Annotated in this window: 19 protein-coding genes and 1 pseudogene; 12 read left to right on the top strand and 8 right to left on the bottom strand. The window is 61.8% G+C overall.

The window, feature by feature from the left end; translation table 11 throughout:
• Positions 1-48 precede the first annotated feature (48 nt).
• The 3 genes from HX868_RS07715 (at position 49) to HX868_RS07705 (ending at position 3068) form a co-directional block, all read left to right on the top strand.
• Positions 49-1233 carry an MFS transporter gene (locus HX868_RS07715; protein WP_177002457.1) on the top strand — a complete coding sequence of 395 codons (1185 nt, stop codon included), beginning with the start codon at positions 49-51 and terminating at the stop codon, positions 1231-1233.
• Positions 1230-1631 carry a DUF4440 domain-containing protein gene (locus HX868_RS07710; RefSeq protein WP_177002456.1) on the top strand — a complete coding sequence of 134 codons (402 nt, stop codon included), beginning with the start codon at positions 1230-1232 and terminating at the stop codon, positions 1629-1631. The genes HX868_RS07715 and HX868_RS07710 overlap by 4 nt, the downstream gene beginning before the upstream one ends.
• A 135-nt stretch (positions 1632-1766) precedes the next feature.
• Entirely contained in the window at positions 1767-3068 is a 1302-nt protein-coding gene (locus HX868_RS07705; RefSeq protein ID WP_177002455.1) for a hypothetical protein, read from the top strand.
• Positions 3069-3082: 14 nt separating this feature from the next.
• On the opposite strand, the gene HX868_RS07700 is transcribed toward HX868_RS07705, so the two are convergent.
• Genes HX868_RS07700 through HX868_RS07685 form a run of 4 tightly spaced genes read right to left on the bottom strand, consistent with a single transcriptional unit; the run spans position 3083 to position 7840 of the window.
• Entirely contained in the window at positions 3083-3940 is an 858-nt protein-coding gene (locus HX868_RS07700) for an efflux RND transporter periplasmic adaptor subunit (RefSeq protein WP_177002454.1), read from the bottom strand.
• A 10-nt stretch (positions 3941-3950) separates the two neighbouring features.
• A complete protein-coding gene (locus HX868_RS07695) occupies positions 3951-4151 on the bottom strand; it encodes a DUF1656 domain-containing protein (RefSeq protein ID WP_012722318.1) in 201 nt (66 codons plus the stop codon).
• Positions 4141-6318, bottom strand: coding sequence for an FUSC family protein (locus tag HX868_RS07690; protein ID WP_177002453.1), 2178 nt, complete (start codon positions 6316-6318; stop codon positions 4141-4143). Before HX868_RS07690 ends, HX868_RS07695 begins: the two co-directional genes overlap by 11 nt.
• Positions 6319-6328: 10 nt before the next feature.
• Positions 6329-7840, bottom strand: a complete 1512-nt coding sequence (locus HX868_RS07685) for an efflux transporter outer membrane subunit (RefSeq protein WP_177002452.1) — start codon at positions 7838-7840, stop codon at positions 6329-6331.
• Positions 7841-8022: 182 nt separating this feature from the next.
• Between HX868_RS07685 and HX868_RS07680 the strand changes: the two genes are divergently transcribed.
• The 5 genes from HX868_RS07680 to HX868_RS07660 all read left to right on the top strand — a co-directional run bounded on the left by HX868_RS07680 (position 8023) and on the right by HX868_RS07660 (position 12452).
• Positions 8023-8991: a LysR family transcriptional regulator gene (locus HX868_RS07680; protein ID WP_016974978.1), complete on the top strand. Its 969-nt coding sequence runs from the start codon at positions 8023-8025 to the stop codon at positions 8989-8991.
• 62 nt (positions 8992-9053) lie between these two features.
• Entirely contained in the window at positions 9054-10028 is a 975-nt protein-coding gene (locus HX868_RS07675; RefSeq protein WP_177002451.1) for a 2-hydroxyacid dehydrogenase, read from the top strand.
• Positions 10029-10219: 191 nt separating this feature from the next.
• Entirely contained in the window at positions 10220-11122 is a 903-nt protein-coding gene (locus HX868_RS07670) for a chemotaxis protein CheV (protein ID WP_016974976.1), read from the top strand.
• Entirely contained in the window at positions 11119-11601 is a 483-nt protein-coding gene (locus HX868_RS07665; protein WP_177002450.1) for a GNAT family N-acetyltransferase, read from the top strand. Before HX868_RS07670 ends, HX868_RS07665 begins: the two co-directional genes overlap by 4 nt.
• A gap of 107 nt (positions 11602-11708) precedes the next feature.
• Positions 11709-12452: a YkgJ family cysteine cluster protein gene (locus HX868_RS07660; RefSeq protein ID WP_177002449.1), complete on the top strand. Its 744-nt coding sequence runs from the start codon at positions 11709-11711 to the stop codon at positions 12450-12452.
• On the opposite strand, the gene HX868_RS07655 is transcribed toward HX868_RS07660, so the two are convergent.
• The 4 genes and pseudogenes from HX868_RS07655 to HX868_RS07645 form a co-directional block, all read right to left on the bottom strand.
• Entirely contained in the window at positions 12430-13512 is a 1083-nt protein-coding gene (locus HX868_RS07655) for a methyl-accepting chemotaxis protein (protein WP_425504219.1), read from the bottom strand. The genes HX868_RS07660 and HX868_RS07655 overlap by 23 nt on opposite strands.
• Positions 13513-13731: 219 nt before the next feature.
• Positions 13732-13926, bottom strand: a pseudogene (locus HX868_RS31205) (PAS domain-containing protein); the annotation flags it as partial.
• Positions 13927-14120: 194 nt separating this feature from the next.
• Entirely contained in the window at positions 14121-14891 is a 771-nt protein-coding gene (locus HX868_RS07650) for a transporter substrate-binding domain-containing protein (protein WP_177002447.1), read from the bottom strand.
• 163 nt (positions 14892-15054) lie between these two features.
• On the bottom strand, positions 15055-15288 hold the full coding sequence (locus HX868_RS07645; protein ID WP_177002446.1) for a hypothetical protein: 234 nt from the start codon (positions 15286-15288) through the stop codon (positions 15055-15057).
• Between the two features lie 214 nt (positions 15289-15502).
• On the opposite strand from HX868_RS07645, the gene HX868_RS07640 reads away from it, so the two are divergent.
• From HX868_RS07640 to HX868_RS07625, 4 genes are read left to right on the top strand one after another with little or no spacing between them, the layout of a single operon-like run.
• The gene (locus tag HX868_RS07640; RefSeq protein WP_177002445.1) at positions 15503-16669 is read left to right on the top strand and encodes an efflux RND transporter periplasmic adaptor subunit; all 1167 of its coding nucleotides are present in this window, start codon (positions 15503-15505) and stop codon (positions 16667-16669) included.
• Entirely contained in the window at positions 16666-19755 is a 3090-nt protein-coding gene (locus tag HX868_RS07635) for a multidrug efflux RND transporter permease subunit (protein WP_177002444.1), read from the top strand. The genes HX868_RS07640 and HX868_RS07635 overlap by 4 nt, the downstream gene beginning before the upstream one ends.
• A 9-nt stretch (positions 19756-19764) precedes the next feature.
• A complete protein-coding gene (locus HX868_RS07630) occupies positions 19765-20442 on the top strand; it encodes a heavy metal response regulator transcription factor (RefSeq protein WP_016974969.1) in 678 nt (225 codons plus the stop codon).
• On the top strand, positions 20432-21796 hold the full coding sequence (locus HX868_RS07625; RefSeq protein WP_177002443.1) for a heavy metal sensor histidine kinase: 1365 nt from the start codon (positions 20432-20434) through the stop codon (positions 21794-21796). The genes HX868_RS07630 and HX868_RS07625 overlap by 11 nt, the downstream gene beginning before the upstream one ends.
• Positions 21797-21930 lie beyond the last annotated feature (134 nt).

Here is a 21930-nt window from a genome sequence, read left to right as displayed (position 1 = left end):
ACAGCACGACCCGCCTACCCTGCCCGCTTCACTCGCTGGATCACACTCATGACCTACCGCTCGAAAGTCGCCTGGATCTTTTTGCTGGGCTTCGCCCTGGACCTGGTGAACATGTTTGTCGCCACGGTCGCCTACCCGGATATCGCCCGCGACCTGCATGCCTCGGTCACGCAATTGGCATGGATCTGCAATGCCTACCTGCTCGGCCTCACCGTGATCATTCCGCTCAGTGTCTGGTTGGCTGCGGTGATGGGGGAGCGAACTCTGATCGCGGCAAGCCTGTTGCTGTTCGCCGGTGCGTCGGTGATGGTGGGCCAGGCGAGTTCGATTGAAACACTGATCGGCTGGCGTGCCCTGCAAGGGCTGGGCGGTGGCTTGCTGATTCCCGTCGGGCAGGCCATGGCTTACCGGCATTTCCCGGCAGCTGAGCGCAGCCAACTGACGGCGCGAGTGATGTCGGTGGCATTGCTGGTGCCGGCGCTGTCACCGGCGCTGGGTGGTTTGATTGTCGATAACGTGTCGTGGCGCTGGATCTTCTACGCCAATCTGCCACTGGCGTTGATGACCCTGCTGCTGACCGTGCTGTGGATAAAACCTGACAGGCCGTCTAGCCGTCATGTGCCACTGGACGTGGGCAGTATTTTCCAACAGATACGCAGCCCAATGCTGCGCACCGCGATGCTGATCTACCTGTGCATCCCCAGCGTGTTCATCGGCACCAGCCTCATCGCCATACTCTATCTTCGCGGCCTCGGGTACGACGCCACACAGACCGGCGCCTTGATGCTGCCTTGGGCACTGGCGTCGGCACTGGCGATTTTCCTCAGCAAAAAACTGTTCAACCGCTGTGGCCCGAAGCCGTTGTTATTGGCGGGCATGCTGCTGCAATGCCTGGGCATCCTGTTGCTGAATGGCCCTGCACTGATCGTTCCAGCCTATTTGTTGATGGGATTGGGAGGCAGCCTGTGCAGCAGTACCGCGCAGACCCTGGCCTTTCTCGATATTCCCGCCGAACGCATGGGCCACGCCAGCGCTCTGTGGAACATCAATCGACAACTGAGTTTCTGCCTGGGCGCGGCGGCGCTGAGTGCATTGCTGTCGGCCTTGGATTCCTTCGCTATAACCTTCACGATGGCGGCAGCCCTCACCCTGCTGCCTCTTTTTGCGGTGCTGCGTCTGGATACGTCCCGAATACGCACACTGCTTCACCCTGCCAGCGAGCCTCACCCATGATCGATTACAGCGATTTTTTTGACGAAGTGATCCAGACCCATGTCGAGATCGAACAATGGTTTGCCGGCGTTGCGCCCGAAGGTACCTTGCAGAACCTGCTCGCGCGCTTCTCCCCGGAATTCAGCATGGTTGCCCCGGCGACCGGCGCACGGGTGAATGCGGCCGGGGTCAATGCCCTGTTCACGCGCTTGGGCGGCATGCGCCCGGGGTTGAAAATCACCTTGAGCGAGATGGCCGGCATCGATCGCCATGCACGTGGCGCCACGGTGACTTATCGCGAACATCAGATCGATGACAGCGGTACCCAGACTGACCGCCGCGCCACAGTAGTTTTCGAAAAGCAGGCGAGTGGCGCGTTGCTGTGGCGTCATCTGCATGAGACCTACACGGCCGCATAATGGCGGCCTGACACCTGTCAGAGTTGACAGTAGACCCGGTATTACACCGGGGCCAGACTGGGTCATCGTTGCATGGGTTGAGTTCGTACCCTGCCCATGCCGCCAAGTCCCTCTGACCCATGACGGAATACCAAAATGCCTACCACACAACCTGGTACTCCAGATCCAGCCTTCGGCACCCTTGGCGAAGCCGTCCTGGCCAAGATCGTAGAAGAACACCCCGAGCTGATCGTTCAACACCACATCAAAGGGCTGACAACCGATCAAGACGGTAACGTTCTATTCAGCGCCAGCTTTTATCGCGACGCCCCCGATTACGCCGGCTACATATATGGTTTGGGCCGCCTGGACGCCAAGGGCAACCTTGATAAAAAATTCGGAAACAACGGGCTGGTTTTCGACAGGTTCGTGCCCGGTTTACCCGCCGGAGGTTCAAGGCTGACTGTCCAGCGCGATGGAAAAATCCTCATACTCGGCTGGACATTGCCTACACCAAGCGATCCATGGGCGGCCTTGGCCATCGCACGCTTCACCAGTCGGGGCGATCTCGATACGGGTTTTGCCGAGAATGGAGTGCGTGTTCTAACAACCCATTCAGACGACGAGTTGATAGAAGACTCGCCCACCGTGCACGAGCAGCCTGATGGATACATTCTGATCACCGCCAATTACTTAAAGCGTGGTAACACCGAGTTGACGACCGGCACGCTGTTTCGCCTGCGACCAGACGGAGTGTTGGACAACAGTTTTAACCGCGATGGCAGGCTTGACTTCAAACTGACCGACCCCACTGCAGCCACGGCCATCAACGCCTGCATCAGCCAGGGCAGCGATCACAAAATCGTGATTGCCGGTCATGCCCGTCTCGCCCCAGGGCTCAATACTGCCCTGTTCGCCCGGTTCAACCATGACGGTACGCTGGACGCCAGTTTTGGCAATTTTCAGACACCTGGCTTTCACTACGTTGTGGATGAGAACGTTGACGATCACGCCAGCCTCAACGACCTCACGCAGCGAGCAGACGGCAGCCTCGTTGGCGCTGGCCAAGTCGGCCAGGACGCTGCCGATACCAGGACCAGAGGGTTACTGCGCGCCATAACGCCCAACGGCGCAGCGCATCAACTGTTCAATAACGGCAAGCCCCTGATCAGCCAATTCGAGAGCTCGCGCGACAATGGCTGGAAGTGCATCATGAGCACCCGCACGGGACAGCTTGTCACGGCCTCAACGGGCAGGGGGATCTATGTCGCCCAATTCAATGCCGATGGCTCGCTGAACCTGGCTTTCAACAACCTGGGCTACACCTACATTGACTCTGCAGTCGTAACCAAACCCGTGTCATTGACCGAGCGGGGAGACCAGCGAGTGATCGTAGCCGCAAACATCACAGGCGTTGATCCTGACGGCTTGGGCGTTTTGCGTGGTTACTTCGGCTAGACACCCGCCTCGATTCAACGAGCAGGGCCAACGATCACGGTGCAGGTAATCCCCGCCGCTAGCAACACCCCTTCCGGCACCTCATCGATATGAATCCGCACCGGCACCCGCTGGGCCAGGCGCACCCAGTTGAAGGTCGGGTTCACATCGGCAATCAGTTCGCGGCTTTCGGGGTTGTCGCGGTCGTAGATGCCGCGCGAGATGCTTTCCACATGGCCCTTCAAGGTCTCGCCGCTCATCAATTGCATATCGGCTTTATCCCCGACCCTGACGTGGGGCAGCTTGGTTTCTTCGAAGAAGCCATAGACCCAGAACGAGTTCATATCCACCACGGCCATCTTGGCTTCGCCGATACGGGCGTAGTCGCCGCGATGCACGTTCAGATTGGTGACATAACCATCCACCGCCGCCACCACTTGCGTGCGTTTCAAATTGAGTTCGGCCGCTTCCAGTTGTGCCAGCGCGTGTTGGTAATCGGCCAGCGCCGAGTCGGCGATGTTGCTGGCGTCGTCGCGGTTTTCCCTGGAGATCACTAGGGCATCAAGGTCGGCACGGCGATGGGCATTGACCTTGCGCATTTCCCAGGTGGCTTTGCGCGACGCCACCAGCGATTGCGCCTGTTTGACCGCAATGCGGTAGTGCTCGGGGTCGATCTGCATCAACAGGTCGCCCTTTTTGACCAACTGGTTGTCACGCACCGGCACGTCGACCACTTCGCCGGTGACGTCGGCGGCGACGTTGATGATATCGGCACGCACACGCCCGTCGCGGGTCCACGGGGTTTCCATGTAGTGCACCCACAGCGTGCGGCCAATCCAGATGGCCAAGGCCAGTACCAGCAAGGTCGCGAGCAGGCTGAAAAACTTTTTCATCAGAGCATTCTCAACGGTAGACGGTCAGCGCCAGGGCGCCGAACAGGCAAACAAACAGGCTCAGGCGCAGCAACGCCGGGTGCCAGAAAAAACGGTACAGGTCGAAGCCGGCCAGGAAGCGATCAAGCGCCCAGGCCAATACGGCTGCGATCAGGAACATCAGGGTCATGGTCGGCATGTACACGCCGTGGAAGGCTATTTCACGGGGCATTCGGGGGTCCTTTTAGAGCAGCCAGCGGCGATTGCGGGTCGAGCAGTGAAGTGCGGATAAAGTGCAGGTAGCTTTTCACCCGACGCAGGGCCGAGGTGTCGAAGTGCGGGGCGAAGGGCTCATCGGTGGCTTGCACGCGGCTAATCGCATGGTCGACGGCGATCAGGCCGCGCTCCAGGTTGCTCGCGCTGGGTTGCAGGAACAGCCGCACCAGCGAGCGACCCATCACGCGGATCGCCTGGCGCCACGGCTGGGATTCGGCATAGGCAGGGTGCACCGGGAGAATCGCCTGTTCCTTGCGCAACTCGATGATCGCGTGGCCGACTTCCAGCACCACGAACATCCAGCGCAGCAGGTCGCGCTGCACTTGCGGCTGGCCGACGGCAAGACCGTAGGCCTGGTGCAGCAAATCGCGGGTACGGCTTTCGAAACTCGACGCCAAGCCCTTGAGCTTGCCGCTGATCGCATACACCACTTGTTCGCGCAGATCCTGCTCCAAACGACGCCATAGCCAGCGACTGTTGGGCGGCAGGATGATCGCCCCCGCCGCTGCGCACACCAGCATGCCGATGATCATGGCGATGTAGTCGTTGATAAAGGCGTAGGGGTTGTAGATCGTCAGGTTGTCCGGCACCGAGCCGGTGCTGAAGAAGATCAGCAGCCCCACGCCGACACCCGCGTATTGCGGGCGCGAAGCGAGGAACGCGCCAAAGATGATCACCGGGGCAAGCATCACGCACAGCAGCGGGAAGCCGTCGATCCAGGGGAACACGAAGAACATTTCGACAAAGCCGACCAACGCGCCGATCAAGGTGCCGCACGCCATCTGGAACGCCATGCGTTTCGGGTTCGGCGTGGCGGCGGACAGGCCGACGGTGGCAGCGGCGATCAGGGTCATGGTCGCGCCGCTGGGCCAGGCGGTGGCTACCCAATAGCTGCCCAAGACGATGAGGATGAATGACGCGCGGATCCCCGAGGCGGCGCAGGCCAGCCAGTTGGTCTTGGGGATGAAGGTTTCGTCCCACTGCTCGCGCTCATGGCTGTGATCCGCCAGGGACGCGTGGGTTTGCGCGTAGTTATGCAGGTCGTCGACAAAACGGTAGAGCAGTTCGTAGGCGGTGTGGAAATCCAACTGCTCGGCGTCACTCGGGTTCTCTTCCTGAAAGGCCGCACGCAGGCTGCGGACCTTGGCGGGCAGGCCGTCCTTGTAAGCACTGAGTTGGTTGACCAGGCGCGCTGCATCAGGACTGGTGAGCGCACGCCCGGAGAAGCCGTCGAGCACTTCAGCAAGGTCTTGCAGCCCAGGCTTGATAGCCGCGACCACATGGTCCGCTTCATCGGTGCGCAAGCGCTCCAGCAACTGGTGCAAGGCATTGAAGCGTGTGGTGATGCTCATGAATTCGCTGTTGAGGCGACTGAGCCGGCCGTTGCGCCGACGCATGTGTGGGTCCTCAAACACCGTCACACTGCGCAGCCCTTCCAGGCCCACCGCTTCGGCGATAAAACGCACGTTGCTGGCCTCGAACCCCTCACGCTGGCTACGCCCGCGCAGGCCATCGGTGACGAACAGCGCGAACACGCCAAAGCGCTGGTACAACGCGTTGCGCATGGCGGCGCTGGAGGTTTGCGGCAGGATCGCGGCGCTGACCAGGGTGGAACACAGAATCCCCAGGGAAATTTCCAGCACCCGCCACACCGCCGCCATGAAAGCACCGTCCGGATGCGCCAGGGCCGGCAGACCGACCATCGCCGCCGTATAACCGGCCAGCACAAAACCATAGGCGCGAAAGTTGCGATTGCGCGTCGCACCGGCGGTACAAATGCCCACCCAGATCGCCAGCGCACCGAGGAACAACTCGGTGTTCTGGGCAAACAACGCGATCAACACCACCATCACCGCCGACCCCGCCAGGGTGCCGAGGAAGCGATAGAAACTCTTGGCGAACACCTGGCCGCTCTGCGGTTGCATCACGATGAACACCGTGATCATCGCCGTGCGTGGTTGCGGCAGTTCCAGGCGCATGGCCAGCCACAGCGTGAGGAACGCGGCGATCAGCACCTTGAAGATATACACCCAGGTCACGCCGTCGCTGCGTGCCCAGTCGAAAAAGCCACGGCGCCACTCAAGGGAATGCAGCCAGCGCAGCGGTGCAGGCAAGGGAGTCATCAAATCCTACTCAGTGATCAAACACGGCCAGCGCCGCCGGGGTCTTGCTCGGGAGGGTCTTGGCGTCTTGCGGCACATCGTTGCCGGCGCCGAGGCCACCGCCCAGCGCCGTCACCAGTTCGGCGTGGGCACTCAGGCGAGCCGCTTGTACCTGTTGCTCGATCTGTTGCTGATGAAACAGCAAGGTCTGCGCATTCAGTACATTGAGATAGTCGGTGAGGCCGCGCTGATAGGCGATCATCGCGATGTCGTAGGTCTTCTGCGCTGAAGCCACTGATTGCGCGGCGAAGGCGGCTTGCTTGTCCATCGATTCACGGCGGATCAACTGATCGCTGATGCCCTTGAGTGCATTGATCAGGGTCTGGTTGTACCTGGCGACGGCGATGTCATAACCGGCGCTGGCTTCGCCCAATTCTGCACGCAGGTGCCCGCCGTCGAAGATCGGCAAGGTGATCGCAGGTCCCACGTTGTAGTTGAATTTCTTGCCCGCCAGGAATTCCAGCATGCCGCCACCGGTGGCCATGTAGCCGAGGCTGCCGACCAGGTCGACGTTGGGGTAGAAACCGGCGTGGGCCACATCGATACCACGGGCCTGGGCCGCGACTTGCCAGCGACTGGCGACCACGTCGGGGCGTTGGCCGAGCAACTGCGCGGGCAGGCTCGACGGCAATTTCAACGGTGCGGCCAGGGACAGGCTCGGGCGTTGCAACTGCGCGCCTTCCCCCGGGCCTTTGCCCGCCAGGGCCGCCAACTGGTTACGGCTCAGGGCGATCTCTTCGTCGAGGGCGTCCAGTTGGCGATGGGTTTCCGGCAACGGGGTTTCGGCCTGGCTGACGTCGAAGTGGGTGCCGATCCCGGCATTCAAGCGCTTGTTGGCCAGGTCGAGGATCTGTTGCTGTTGCGCCAGGGTCGCCGCGACGATATCGCGGTTGGCGTAATGCAACGACAACTGGATATAGGCGCGCACCACGTTGTTCTGCAATTCGAGTTGGGCCTGGCGCGCTTCGGCGGCGCTCATGTGCGCCAGGTCGACGGCACGTTCGGTGGCATTGCTTTCGCGGCCCCACACGTCGAGGGCGTAGCTCAGGCCCAGGGACGTATTGTTGTCCCAGGTGTTGGCACCGCTCAGCTCGCCGGGACCATAGAACTGATCCTTCGGCCAGTTGTGGCGCTTGAGGGTGGTGTCGCTATTGACCTGCAGCGACTCGGCCGACTCGGCAATCCCGGCCATGGCCCGCGCCTCGCGCACTCGCGCGGCAGCCATGGCCAGGCTCGGGCTATGCTGCGTGGCCAGGTCGACCCAGCGGTTCAGCTGCGCGTCGCCGTAGGCTTGCCACCATTGCCCGGTGGGCCAGCGGGCGTCCTGGGCGGCGCTCTGGATGGCTTCGTCGGTGGCCAGGTGGTTGGCGTCGAGAGACTGGCCTTGTGGGGCGATTCCTCCGGTTCCGATGCAGCCGCTGATTGCTAACGATAAAGCCCAAACACTGAGAGTCTTAAGCTCTCTGCTGATGCGACGCGGCACGGCAAGCGTATTCCTGAGAGGGTGGAGCGGGAAAGGTGGCGCAATTCTAGGCGGCGCCATGAACGACGATAAGCTGGTATTCCTGTGAATCTTTGTTACCGTTCAGGCGATAATCCGTTGGTAGGGATCACTGGACGGCGTAACTTTCTGTCACAATTTGTTATCTCCCCTGAGAACACTCCATGGACACTTTGCAAAACATGCGCGCCTTCAGTTGCGTGGCCGAAGCCGGCAGCTTCACCGCCGCCGCCGTGCAACTGGACACCACCACGGCCAATGTGTCGCGCGCGGTCTCCAACCTTGAGGCCCATCTGCAAACCCGCTTGCTCAACCGCACCACCCGGCGCATCGCGCTGACCGAGGCCGGCAAACGTTATCTGCTGCGCTGCGAACAGATCCTGGCCTACGTCGAGGAAGCCGAGGCCGAAGCCAGCGACGCCCACGCGCGTCCCGCCGGGCAGTTGAAAGTGCACACCATGACCGGTATCGGCCAGCACTTCGTCATCGATGCGATTGCGCGCTACCGCCGTACCCACCCGGACGTGACCTTCGACCTGACCCTGGCCAACCGCGTGCCGGACCTGCTTGATGAGGGCTACGACGTATCCATCGTGCTGGCCAGCGAGCTACCGGACTCAGGCTTCGTGTCCCAGCGCCTGGGCATCACCTACAGCATCGCCTGCGCCTCGCCGGATTACGTCAAGGCCAAAGGTTGCGCGCAGCGCCCACAGGACTTGCTCAACCACGCCTGCCTGCGCCTGGTCAGCCCGGTGATCCAGTTGGATAAATGGACCTTCAACGGCCCTGAAGGCCAGGAAAGCGTGGCGATCAACACCTCGCCGTTCCTGGTGAACTCGGCCGACGCGATGAAAACCGCGATCACCAGCGGCATGGGCGTCGGCCTGTTGCCGGTGTACGCGGCCATCGAGGGGCTGCGCAATGGCACCCTGGTGCGGGTGATGCCCAACTACCGTTCCCAGGAACTGAACCTATACGCCATCTACCCGTCGCGCCAATACCTGGATGCGAAGATCAAGACCTGGGTGGAATACTTGCGCGGTTCGCTGCCGGAGATTCTGGCGGCGCACCAGGCGGAACTGGTGGCGTATGAGTTGAGTGGCAGCCTCAGCGGCGTGCGGATGGCCAACTGACAAGCGGCAGCAGGAATGTTAGCGTGCTTGGCATTCTTCCGTAGTCGATGAGCCCGCCTGCAATGAAAAAGACTGTCCTCGCCTTCAGCCGCGTCACCCCGGAAATGATCGAACGCCTGCAACAGGACTTCGAGGTGATCGCGCCCAACCCCAAGCTGGGCGACCTCAATGCTCAATTCAATGAAGCCCTGCCCCACGCCCACGGCCTGATCGGCGTGGGCCGTAAGCTGGGGCGCGAGCAGTTGCAGGGCGCGAGCAAGTTGGAAGTGGTGTCCAGCGTTTCAGTGGGCTATGACAACTACGATGTGGCGTACTTCAACGAACGCGGGATCATGCTCACCAACACCCCCGACGTGCTCACCGAAAGCACCGCCGACCTGGCCTTCGCCCTGCTCATGAGCAGCGCCCGCCGCGTGGCAGAACTGGATGCCTGGACCAAGGCCGGCCAGTGGAAAGCCAGCGTCGGCGCGCCGTTGTTCGGGTGCGATGTGCATGGCAAGACCCTGGGCATCGTCGGCATGGGCAATATCGGCGCGGCCGTGGCCCGGCGTGGGCGCCTGGGTTTCAACATGCCGATCCTGTACAGCGGCAATAGCCGCAAGCCGGCACTGGAGCAGGAACTGGGCGCGCAATTTCGCAGCCTGGATGAGCTGCTGGCCGAGGCAGATTTCGTGTGCCTGGTGGTGCCGTTGAGCGACAAGACCCGCCACCTGATCAGCACCCGCGAGCTGGGCTTGATGAAGTCCAGCGCGATTCTGATCAATATCTCCCGTGGCCCGGTAGTCGACGAGCCGGCGCTGATCGAAGCCCTGCAAAACCAGCGCATCCGTGGCGCCGGGCTGGATGTGTATGAGCAGGAGCCGCTGGCCGAGTCGCCGCTGTTCCAACTGAGCAACGCCGTGACCTTGCCGCACATCGGCTCGGCCACGAACGAAACTCGCGAAGCCATGGCCAACCGCGCCCTGGACAACCTGCGCAGCGCCTTGCTGGGCCAACGTCCGCAGGACCTGGTGAACCCGCAGGTGTGGAAGGGCTGACTTTAAGGGCCTGACCGTTCCCACTGTAGGAGCGAGCTTGCTCGCGAAAAAGCATCAACGATAACGCGCCCATCCTGGATAGACGCGGTGCCCTTGAGTTTTTCGCGAGCAAGCTCGCTCCTACAGTTTTGGGTGCACAGGTCGATAACCTTCCATAGAAGATCGTCATCCCTGATCCACAGAAGGTTTTTATGTCCACCACCAAAGCCCGCGCAGACTCACTCTCGCTTCTGCTCTTTACCTTGCGCAGCGGCAAGCTGATGGCGATCAACCTGCTGAAAGTCAGCGAAATCATTCCCTGCCCGCCGCTGACCAAGCTGCCGGAGTCGCACCCCCACGTCAAAGGCATCGCTACCCTGCGCGGTAACTCGCTGGCGGTGATCGACCTGAGTCGCGCCCTCGGCGAAATGCCTTTGGCAGATCCCGACGGCGGCTGCCTGATCGTCACCGACGTGAGCCGATCCAAGCAGGGCTTGCATGTGCAGGCGGTGAGCAAGATCGTGCATTGCCTGACCACCGACATCCGCCCGCCGCCCTATGGCTCCGGCGGCAATCGCGCGTTCATCACCGGCGTCACCCAGGTGGAAGGCGGCCTGGTGCAGGTGCTGGATATCGAGAAAGTCATCCACGGCATCGCCCCGGCACCGATCGAAGCGGCGCCGACCGACCTGACCATGGAAGAGGCCGAAGTGCTCGGCAATGCGCGCATCCTGGTGGTGGACGACAGCCAGGTCGCCCTGCAGCAATCGGTGCATACCCTGCGCAACCTCGGTCTCACCTGCCACACCGCGCGCAGTGCCAAGGAAGCCATCGATGTGCTGCTGGAGCTGCAAGGCACGGTCGAGCAGATCAATGTGGTGGTGTCTGACATCGAAATGTCGGAAATGGACGGCTACGCCCTGACCCGCACCCTGCGCGAAACCCCGGATTTCCAGCACCTCTATGTACTGCTGCACACCTCCCTGGACAGTGCGATGAACAGCGAAAAAGCCCGGTTGGCCGGCGCCGACGCCGTGCTCACCAAATTCTCCTCGCCAGAGCTGACCAAGTGCCTGGTGGTGGCCGCTCAAACGGTGGCGCAAAAAGGCCTGTGAGCGATTATTTCCAACTGCTGCGCCGCGACCTCACCGGCAGCCTGCCCGCCCCGCAATGGCCCGCCGGTGTGCAGCTAGACCACTACCGCGACGACCTGGCTCCGGCGATTCATGCCGTGTTGTGCCTGACCCAGGACCAGGGCGGCGGTCGCGTGCCCAACCTGGAAACCTGGCAGCACCAGTTCACCACCGATGCCGAGTTCGATCCCACCCTGTGCCTGGTGGTCAGCAACGACGACGGCATTCTCGGCGTGGCCCAGTGCTGGACCAGCGCCTTTATCAAGAACCTTTCCATTCATCCTTGCGCCCAAGGCCAAGGGCTGGGGCGTGCCTTGTTGCTGCACAGCTTCCAGGCGTTCAAGCAACGCGGCGAACCCTATGTGGACCTCAAGGTGCTGGAGAGCAATGGGCGTGCCCGCCAACTGTACGAAAGCGCGGGCATGAAACTTGTCCTGCGCGATGTGGTGCCACAGGACTGACAGACACTGGCGTGTTACTTGCTTCCAGAGAGCGAATCGGTGAACAGAGGTAAAAACCCGTCACCGTTCTTGCGTGCCCTCTGACCTAGCCCGGTGACAGATCCGCCATGAATACTCAATTTTCCTGCGTTGGTTGCGGCAAATGCTGCTCCGACCACCACGTGCCCCTGACCCTCGCAGAAGCCCGGATGTGGGCGGCGGACGGCGGTAACGTCATCGTTCTGGTGGAAGGCTTCCTCGGCAATGGCCTGGGCCTGCCGCAGCAGCAACGCGAGCATGCCGAGCGCCGTTCGGTGGTGGTGCCCAGCGGCAATACCGAGGCGTTTGTGGCAATCACCTTTGCCGCCTACAACGCCGGTCGCTGCCGGAATCTTGACGAAGACAACCGGTGCCGCATCTATGAGCGCCGCCCATTGGTGTGCCGCATCTACCCGATGGAAATCAACCCACATATCCCGTTGAACCCCGCCGCCAAGGATTGCCCGCCGGAATCCTGGGAACAGGGGCCGGCACTGATCGTCGGCGGTGAGCTGCTGGACCAGGAACTGGCCGAACTGATCCGCCGCTCGCGCCAGGCCGACCGTGACGATGTGCAGACCAAGGAAGCGGTGTGTGCCTTGCTGGGCATTCGCACCACGGCGCTCAAGGGCGATGGATTTACGGCCTATCTGCCGGACATGAGTGCATTCGCCCAGGCGATCGAGTTGGCGATGAATCAGCCGTCCGTGGCCAATGAATGGGTGTTCCATGTGTCGGGGCTGGACATCGCCGAGCAGGTGCTGGATGCCGGGGCGCAGATTGCGACCGAGGTGCCGGCCAACTATGCGTTTATCCCGCTACGCGCGGCTTAGACCAGAACTCCCGCGCCAATTGACGCAAATCCTCCGCCAACGCCGCCACATCGCTTGAGCTGAGCTGGCTTTGCTGCCCGGCGCTGACGGTGGCCTCCCCCGCGTTCCGAATGCCGACGATATTGCGGTTGATGTCCTCGCTCACCATGCTCTGCTCCTCCACGGCTGTTGCGATCTGCAGACTCATGGCGGTGATTTGCGTGACGCGCTGGCTGATGCCATCCAGCGCGGCGGCGGCACGTTGTGCTTGTTCGACGCTGGCCTCGACATGCTCGCTGCTTTGCGCCATGGCCTGCACCGCATCACGGGCGCCGCCTTGCAGGGTGCTGATCATGCGCTGGATTTCATCGGTCGATTGCTGCGTGCGCTGGGCCAGTCCGCGCACTTCATCCGCCACCACGGCAAACCCGCGCCCCTGCTCACCCGCGCGCGCCGCTTCGATAGCGGCATTCAGCGCCAACAGGTTGGTCTGCTCGGCAATCGTGCGGATCACTTCCAGCACGCCGCTGATCTCGCCGCTGTGGCTTTCCAATTGGTTGATCACCTCGGTGGCACGCGCGAGTTCCTGGGACAGGCGCAACACCGCATCACGGCTTTGATCCACACGTTGATGGCCTTCGCGGGTTTCGCTGCCAGCCTGGTCGGCGGCCTTGGATGCCTGCTGCGCATGGTTGGCCATTTCGGCCACGCTGGCGGCCATCTGGTGGATCGCCGCCGCCACCTGGTCGGTCTGGGTTTGCTGACCCAGGCTGCTGGCGTGGCTGCTGTCGAGGTGCCGCACCAATTGCGCGGCATGCCCGGACAGGCGCTGAGAGGCATCGCCGATACGGCCCACCACAGCCCCCACCTGGGCTTCGAGCATATGCAGGGCAAATTCGATTTGCCCGCACTCGTCGCGACGTCCGGTATAGATAACCTGGCTCAGGGGATTGTCGGCGATGCGGCGCGCCCGTTCTTGCAACTGGGCCAAGGGCCGCAGGATCGCACGCACACCCACAGCCCCGACCGAACATCCCGCCAGAAGCGCTAGTATTTGCCAAGCCAAGGCGTGTTCCGCCAGGCCCAGACCCAACGCCCAGGTCGCACCACAGGTGACGGCGACCCAAGCCAGCAGTTTCATGCCCATGCCGATGGCCGGCCACGTCGGGCGCTGGCCGGCTCGCAAGCGTGCGTAGATCCGCTCTGCCAAGGCAATTCTGCGGGCATCCGGCTTGGTGCGCACCGATTGATACTCCACCGTCGCTCCGTCGCGGGTGACCGGCGTGGCATAGGCGCTGACCCAATAGTGATCGCCGTTCTTGCAACGGTTTTTCACCATGCCCATCCACGACCGCCCGCCCTTGAGGGTTTGCCACATGTGGGCAAACGCCTCGGGCGGCATATCCGGGTGGCGCAGGACGTTATGCGGCATGCCCAGCAGTTCGTCACGGCTGTAGCCGCTGATGTCGATGAAATCCTGGTTGGCGTAGGTCATCGCGCTGGTCAGGTCGGTGGTCGAAAGGATGTTGGCGTCGGGGGCAAAGTCCACATTCCGACCGGTGACCGGCAGATTGATCTTCATGGAGAAGCGCGCTCGTAATTATTGGAGGAGTCGGCAGGGCGTCGACTCTAAGCGCACCGAGAGGGCAAATACTGATCCAGCTCATGTTCCGCGCAATTAATTAGCCATCATTTTGGGTCCAATCGATAAGGCGCAAGGATCCGTTGGTATTCACCATTGTGCTTGAGCTGTTCGAGGGCGCGGTTGAGTTCAGTACGCAACGCAGTGTCGGTGTTGCGCAATGCGATCGCGATGCCGTCGCCCAGCAGCTCAGCGGAAACAGCAGGGCCCAGGAAGTCGAAATCCGCGCCGGCAGCGGTGTCGAGCAGTACGTTGCGGATTTCCACGGGGCCCTGCAGTGTCGCATCGATATGCCCTGCCACCAGGCTACGGACCAGTTCGTCGTTGAGCCAAAAACTTCTGATGATCACGCCTTCGCGAGCCCACTGAGACAAGGCAAAGGCTTCGCGATTACTCCCCAGCAAAACGCCGACACGCTTGCCTTTGAGTGACTTTGTAGTCGGCATGAGACCCGAGGCCCTGTGCGCAACGAGGCGCGTAGTGAACGGGTAGAGGTTATCGGTGAAACTCACCCGGCGCCGCCGTTGAGGAGTGAAGGCAATGCCCATGATTGCATCGAATTTTCGGGCGTCAAGGTCGTCGAAGTTTTCGACCAGCACCTGATCGATCCAGGTACAGCGCACATTCAATTGCTGGCACAGGGCATTACCGAGCTCGATGTGCATGCCGACCAGTTGCCCTTGCGGATCGCGACTCTGGAAGGGAGGGAACAACGCGGCAACCGCAAAACGGATTTCGCGCCGTGGTTGATCAATGCCTGCGACGGCATCCACCGCGAGCAATAGGACAAGCGCTACACAAAGGTGTATCAGAGCCACAGGAAACGTCCTTTTCCAGAAAGTGCACGCTGCGCTCCCCCCACTAAAAACCCAGGGAAGCGCGAAAGCTGTGCAAGCTTTCAAGAAACGGTCGCATGCCTACAAGCAGAAACATCGACGGGAGCTGTAGGCAACATCCGCCAAATATTACAACCGATTGATCTTAACGTTTACCCATGGAGCGTCGGGTGCCCGGCGGGGCCATGCCCGGGGACTTGGTGTGGCCGTTCTTGGCCCCATTCTTGTACCAGGGCTGGGCAACATTCTTGGCCCCAGCCAGCTCACCCGGCTTGAAGGGAAACTTGAACGCCGGGATCTCGGCTTTTTCAACGCCTTCGGCGCTGGCCGGATCGACGAGGTCGGCCGCTTCAACAGGGGGTTGTGTCGGGGAAGTCATGGAAGCTCCGGAGCGTGCAAGAAATGACGCGGGACCTGCTTGCTGGCCACGCTGGCGCGCAGTATACCTGCCCGCCTCGGATCTTTAACCATCGCCTGTACGAATGGTCGGCCTTTACTGACAGCGCTGTCAGTTAGCAGTCACCGTGCTGACCGGGTTGGCGGGCTATAAAGGCCTCACACACCTCCAATCCTTTGCCCTGGCGCCTCACCCCATGCACATTCAACGCAAAACCGCCCTGATCGTGGGTGTCCTCGTGGTGTTGGCCGTTGCAGCCTGGGCACTGAGCCGCCCGGCCAAGTCCAAACTGGCGGCGCCCACTGCAATTCCGGTACGGGTGGTAAGCGTGGCGCAACAGGATATTCCGCGCTTTGTCAGCGGGATTGGTTCGGTGCTGTCGCTGCACAGTGTGGTGATTCGCCCGCAAGTGGACGGCATTCTGACTAAATTGCTGGTCAAGGAAGGCCAACTGGTCAAGGCCGGTGACCTGCTGGCGACCATCGACGACCGCTCGATCCGCGCCAGCCTGGACCAGGCCAAGGCTCAACTGGGCGAAAGCCAGGCGCAATTGCAGGTGGCGCTGGTCAACCTCAAGCGCTACAAGGAATTGAGCGTCGACGACGGCGTGTCCAAGCAGACTTATGACCAGCAACAAGCCCTGGTCAACCAGCTCAAGGCCACCGCGCAAGGCAACCAGGCCGCAATCGATTCGGCTCAGGTACAACTTTCCTACACCCAGATTCGTTCGCCGGTCAGTGGTCGTGTCGGTATTCGCACCGTGGATGAAGGCAACTTCCTGCGCACCGCCGACACCCAAGGCCTGTTTTCCGTGACTCAGATCGACCCGATTGCCGTCGAGTTCTCCCTGCCGCAACAGATGCTGCCCACCTTGCAGGGCCTGATCGCAGCGCCCACAAAAGCCAGCGTCGATGCCTACCTGGGTGCCGACACCGATGGCCAGACCGGCGACTTGCTCGGCGAAGGCCACTTGAGCCTGATCGACAACCAGATCAGCTCCACCACCGGCACCCTGCGCGCCAAAGCTGAATTCAACAATGCCTCGCAGCGCCTGTGGCCGGGGCAACTGGTGACCATCAAGATCCAGACCGCCCTCGACAAAAATGCGCTGGTGGTTCCGCCGACGGTGGTGCAACGCGGCCTGGATTCGCACTTCGTATACCGGGTCAACGGTGACAAAGTGGATGTGGTCCCAGTGCAGGTCACCTACCAAGACAGCGACATCAATATCATCAAAGGCGTGCAGCCCGGCGATGTGCTGGTCAGCGACGGCCAGTCGCGGCTCAAGGCCGGTGCCCAGGTGGAGGTCCTCAAGGAACCGCCGCAGGTGATCCAGACCGTTGATGCCAAGGTGCAGCCATGAGCCGTTCGCCGTCAGCCTGGTGCGTCGACCACCCGGTCGCCACCCTGCTGCTGACCTTTGCCCTGGTGCTGCTCGGGCTCATTGCCTTCCCGCGCCTGGCGATCGCCCCACTGCCGGAAGCGGAATTTCCGACGATCCAGGTCACTGCCACCTTGCCCGGTGCCAGCCCGGACACCATGGCTTCGTCCGTGGCCACGCCGTTGGAGGTGCAATTCAGCGCCATTCCCGGCATGACGCAAATGACCTCCAGCAGTGCCTTGGGTTCAAGTCTCCTGACCCTGCAATTCACCCTGAACAAAAGCATCGATACTGCCGCGCAGGAAGTACAGGCGGCGATCAACACCGCGTCCGGCAAGCTGCCCAGCGATATGCCGAGCCTGCCGACGTGGAAGAAGGTCAACCCGGCGGACAGCCCGGTACTGATCCTCAGCGTCAGCTCCAACAGCATGCCCAGCACCGAACTGAGTGATTACGTGGAAACCCTGCTGGCCAGGCAGATCAGCCAGATCGACGGCGTTGGCCAGATCAACATCACCGGCCAGCAGCGCCCGGCGATCCGCGTCCAAGCATCGCCAGACAAACTCGCCGCCATCGGCCTGACCCTGGCCGATATCCGCCTGGCCATCCAGCAATCGAGCCTCAACCTGGCCAAGGGCGCGATCTACGGCGAGAACAGCGTGTCGACCCTGTCGACCAACGACCAGTTGTTTCATCCGGAGGACTACGCGCAGTTAATCGTGTCCTACAAGGACGGAGCACCCGTTCAACTGCGGGATATCGCCAAGGTCATCAACGGTTCGGAAAACGCCTACGTACAGGCCTGGTCCGGCGACACGCCTGGCGTCAACCTGGTGATCTCGCGCCAACCCGGCGCGAACATCGTCGAGACCGTGGACCGCATTCAAGCCGAGCTACCGCGCCTGCAAGCCATGCTGCCGGCGTCGGTGCAGGTCAGCGTATTGACTGACCGTACCAAGACCATTCGCGCCTCCCTGCATGAAGTGGAGGTGACGCTGTTGATCGCCATCCTGCTGGTGGTGGCGGTGATGGCGCTGTTCCTGCGCCAATTGTCGGCAACGATGATTGTGTCCAGTGTGCTGGGCGTATCGCTGGTCGCCAGCTTTGCGCTGATGTACCTGATGGGCTTCAGCTTGAACAACCTCACGCTGGTGGCGATCGTGATCGCCGTGGGGTTTGTGGTGGACGATGCGATCGTGGTGGTGGAAAACATTCACCGCCACCTGGAAGCCGGGCTCGACAAACGCGAGGCCGCGATCAAGGGCGCCGGTGAAATCGGCTTTACCGTGGTGTCGATCAGTTTCTCGCTGGTGGCGGCGTTCATTCCGCTGCTGTTCATGGGCGGGGTGGTTGGGCGGTTGTTCAAGGAGTTTGCCTTGACGGCGACCTCGACCATCCTGATTTCGGTGGTGGTCTCGCTGACGTTGGCGCCGACACTGGCCGCGCTGTTCATGCGCGCGCCCACTCATCATGCCCACGACAAACCCGGTTTCAGCGAGCGACTGCTGGCCGGCTATGCACGCAACCTGCGTCGTGCCCTGGCCCATCAACGCAGCATGGCGGCAATTTTCGTGGTGACCCTGGCCTTGGCCGTGGTCGGCTATGTGTTTATCCCCAAGGGCTTCTTCCCCGTGCAGGACACCGGTTTTGTGCTGGGCACCAGCGAAGCGGCGGCCGACGTGTCCTACCCGGACATGGTCGCCAAGCACAAAGCCCTGGCCGAGATCGTCACGGCAGACCCGGCGGTGGAGGCGTTTTCGCACTCGGTCGGCGTGACGGGCAGCAACCAGACCATCGCCAACGGCCGTTTCTGGATCGCCTTGAAAGACCGCGGCGACCGCGATGTGTCCGCCAGCCAGTTCATCGACCGCATCCGCCCGAAACTGGCCAAGGTGCCGGGCATCGTGCTGTACCTGCGCGCCGGGCAAGACATCAACTTGAGCTCCGGCCCCAGCCGCGCCCAGTACCAGTATGTGCTCAAGAGCAACGACGGCCCGACGCTCAATACCTGGACCCAGCGCCTCACCGAAAAACTGCGCGCCAACCCGGCCTTCCGCGACCTGTCCAATGACCTGCAACTGGGCGGCAGCATCACCCACATCAGCATCGACCGCCAGGCCGCTGCGCGCTTTGGCCTCACCGCCACCGATGTGGACCAGGCGCTGTACGATGCTTTCGGCCAACGCCAGATCAACGAGTTCCAGACCGAGATCAACCAGTACCAAGTGGTGCTGGAACTGGACACCCGACAACGCGGCAAGGCCGAGAGCCTCAACTACTTCTACCTGCGCTCGCCGCTGACAGGCGAGATGGTGCCACTGTCGGCCCTGGCCAAAGTCGATCCGCCCACCGTGGGGCCGCTTTCGATCAGCCATGACGGCATGTTTCCGGCCGCCAACCTGTCGTTCAACTTGGCGCCGGGCGTGGCCCTGGGCGACGCGGTGATCATGCTCAACCAGGCCAAGAATGAAATTGGCATGCCGACCACCATCATCGGCAACTTCCAGGGCGCTGCCCAGGCGTTCCAGAGTTCGCTGGCCAGCCAACCGTGGCTGATCCTGGCGGCGCTGGTGGCGGTCTACATTATTCTCGGCGTGCTGTACGAGAGCTTCGTGCACCCGCTGACGATCATTTCGACCTTGCCCTCGGCAGGGTTGGGCGCGCTTATCATGCTGTCACTGATGGGGCAGGACTTTTCGATCATGGCGCTGATCGGCCTGGTGCTGTTGATCGGCATCGTGAAGAAGAACGGCATCCTGATGATCGACTTTGCCCTGGAGGCTCAGCGTGTCAGGGGCCTGTCACCGGAAGATGCGATCTATGAAGCCTGTGTCACACGGTTCCGGCCGATCATCATGACCACCCTCGCCGCCCTGCTTGGCGCGGTGCCGCTGATGCTCGGCGCCGGCCCCGGTGCGGAAATGCGCCAGCCGCTGGGTATCGCGGTGGTCGGCGGCCTGCTGGTGAGCCAGGCGCTGACGCTGTTCACCACACCGGTCATATACTTGTACCTTGAGAAGTTTTTCCACCGGCCCACACCAACGCCTGCGTTGGTGACCACAGCTTGAGGCGGTGATATGCGCGTCCTGATTATTGAAGATGAAGAAAAAACCGCGGACTACCTGCACCGTGGTCTGACGGAGCAAGGCTATACCGTCGATGTGGCCCGCGAAGGCGTCGAGGGCCTGCACCTGGCGCTCGAAAACGACTACGCAGTGATAGTGCTCGACGTGATGCTGCCCGGCCTCGACGGCTTTGGCGTGCTGCGCGCCTTGCGTGCGCGCAAACAGACACCGGTGATCATGCTGACCGCTCGCGAACGCGTGGAAGATCGTATCCGTGGCCTGCGCGAAGGCGCCGACGATTACCTGGGCAAACCCTTCTCCTTCCTGGAGCTGGTCGCCCGCCTGCAAGCCCTGACCCGTCGCAGCGGTGGGCATGAGCCGGTGCAGGTGACCGTCGCCGACCTGTGGATCGACCTGATCAGCCGCAAGGCCAGTCGCAACGGCCTGCGCCTGGACCTGACCGCCAAGGAATTCTCGCTGCTCAGCGTATTGGCGCGGCGCCAGGGTGAGATCCTGTCCAAGACCGCGATTGCGGAGATGGTCTGGGACATCAATTTCGACAGCGACGCCAACGTGGTGGAAGTCGCGATCAAGCGCCTGCGCGCCAAGCTTGACGGGCCGTTCGACACCAAGCTGCTGCACACCATCCGGGGCATGGGGTATGTGTTGGAGAGCCGGAGTGGCAACTAACTCCATTGCCCTGCGCCTGAGCAGCCTGTTCACCCTGGTGGCGGCGCTGATCTTCCTGTTGATCGGCGGCGCGCTGTATCAACAGGTGGACCGCAGCCTGGGCTTGTTGCCGGGCGCCGAGCTGGATGCGCGTTACAGCGTGTTGGAGTCTTCGGTAAACCGTTTCGGCACGCCGGACCATTGGGTGAAGATGCAGGCCAAGCTCAAATTGTTGGGCGAGGAGGACAAACGCATCCGCTTCTGGGTCGTGAGCAGCGATCCAAACTACGAGTATGGCAACCCCGACGTACAGATCCGCGCCTTTGCCGAAGGGCCGACGGGCAAACGCGACCTGCGCCTGCCGGGGCGCGAATATCCGCTCAAGGTGCTGGTGAGCCAGTTCCCGGCCAAGGATCAGCGCCCGCCGCTGCGCTTCATGATTGCCATCGACACCGAAAACTTCCGGGCCACCCAGCACCACCTGCTGGTTGCGCTGGTCAGTCTCGCATTGGTCGGCGTGGTGCTCGCTTCGTTACTGGGTTTCTGGGTCGCGCGCATCGGCCTAAAGCCGTTGGGCAAGCTTTCGGATGAAGCGCAGAAACTCGCACCGCCCAAGCTCTCCGGGCGCCTGCAACTCTCGCCATTGCCGCCGGAACTGAGCCAGTTCGTCAACTCGTTCAACGCTACGCTGGACCGCGTCGAGCAGGCCTATTCGCGACTGGAATCGTTCAACGCCGATGTGGCCCACGAACTGCGCTCGCCGTTGACCAACCTGATCGGCCAGACCCAAGTGGCCCTGACCCGCGGGCGGTCGGCCGAACATTACTTCGAGGTGCTGCAATCCAATCTTGAAGAACTGGAGCGCCTGCGCTCGATCATCAACGACATGCTGTTCCTGGCCAGCGCCGACCAGGGCAGCAAGGCCACCAAGCTGATCGAAAGCTCCCTGGCCGACGAAGTAGCGACCACCCTCGACTACCTGGACTTCATCCTCGAAGACGCGCAAGTCGAGGTGCAGGTACGCGGCGATGCCACGGTGCAGATCGAAAAAGCCCACCTGCGCCGTGCCCTGATCAACCTGCTGAGCAATGCGGTACAACACACCGCGCCGGGTCAGGTTATCGTTGTGAACATCGAGGTGCAGGAGCACCAGGTGGCCATCGGCGTGACCAACCCTGGCGATGCGATTGCCAGCGAGCATCTGCCGCGCCTGTTCGAACGCTTCTATCGGGTGGACGCGTCGCGCAGCAACAGCGGGGCCAATCACGGCCTGGGGCTAGCCATCGTCAAGGCGATTGCCCTGATGCACGGCGGCGATGTGTTCGTGCGCAGCGACGGCGGCGGGAATACGTTTGGCATTACCCTGCCGGTCTAACCTCTGACTGTTGCGATTTGGGCAACAGTCATTATCTTGTTACACTCTGTATCGTACCGCTCGCCTGCGTTAATTTGACGCATCGATGAGCGCGACGGCAAAGGCAGTCTCCGCTTACCCGAATTTCCCTCGAC

The organism is Pseudomonas reactans, from assembly GCF_013385825.1.
Classification (GTDB): domain Bacteria; phylum Pseudomonadota; class Gammaproteobacteria; order Pseudomonadales; family Pseudomonadaceae; genus Aquipseudomonas; species Aquipseudomonas reactans.
The sequence above is the reverse complement of the archived record's forward strand: the minus strand, read 5'-3'. Positions and strand labels throughout refer to the sequence as shown.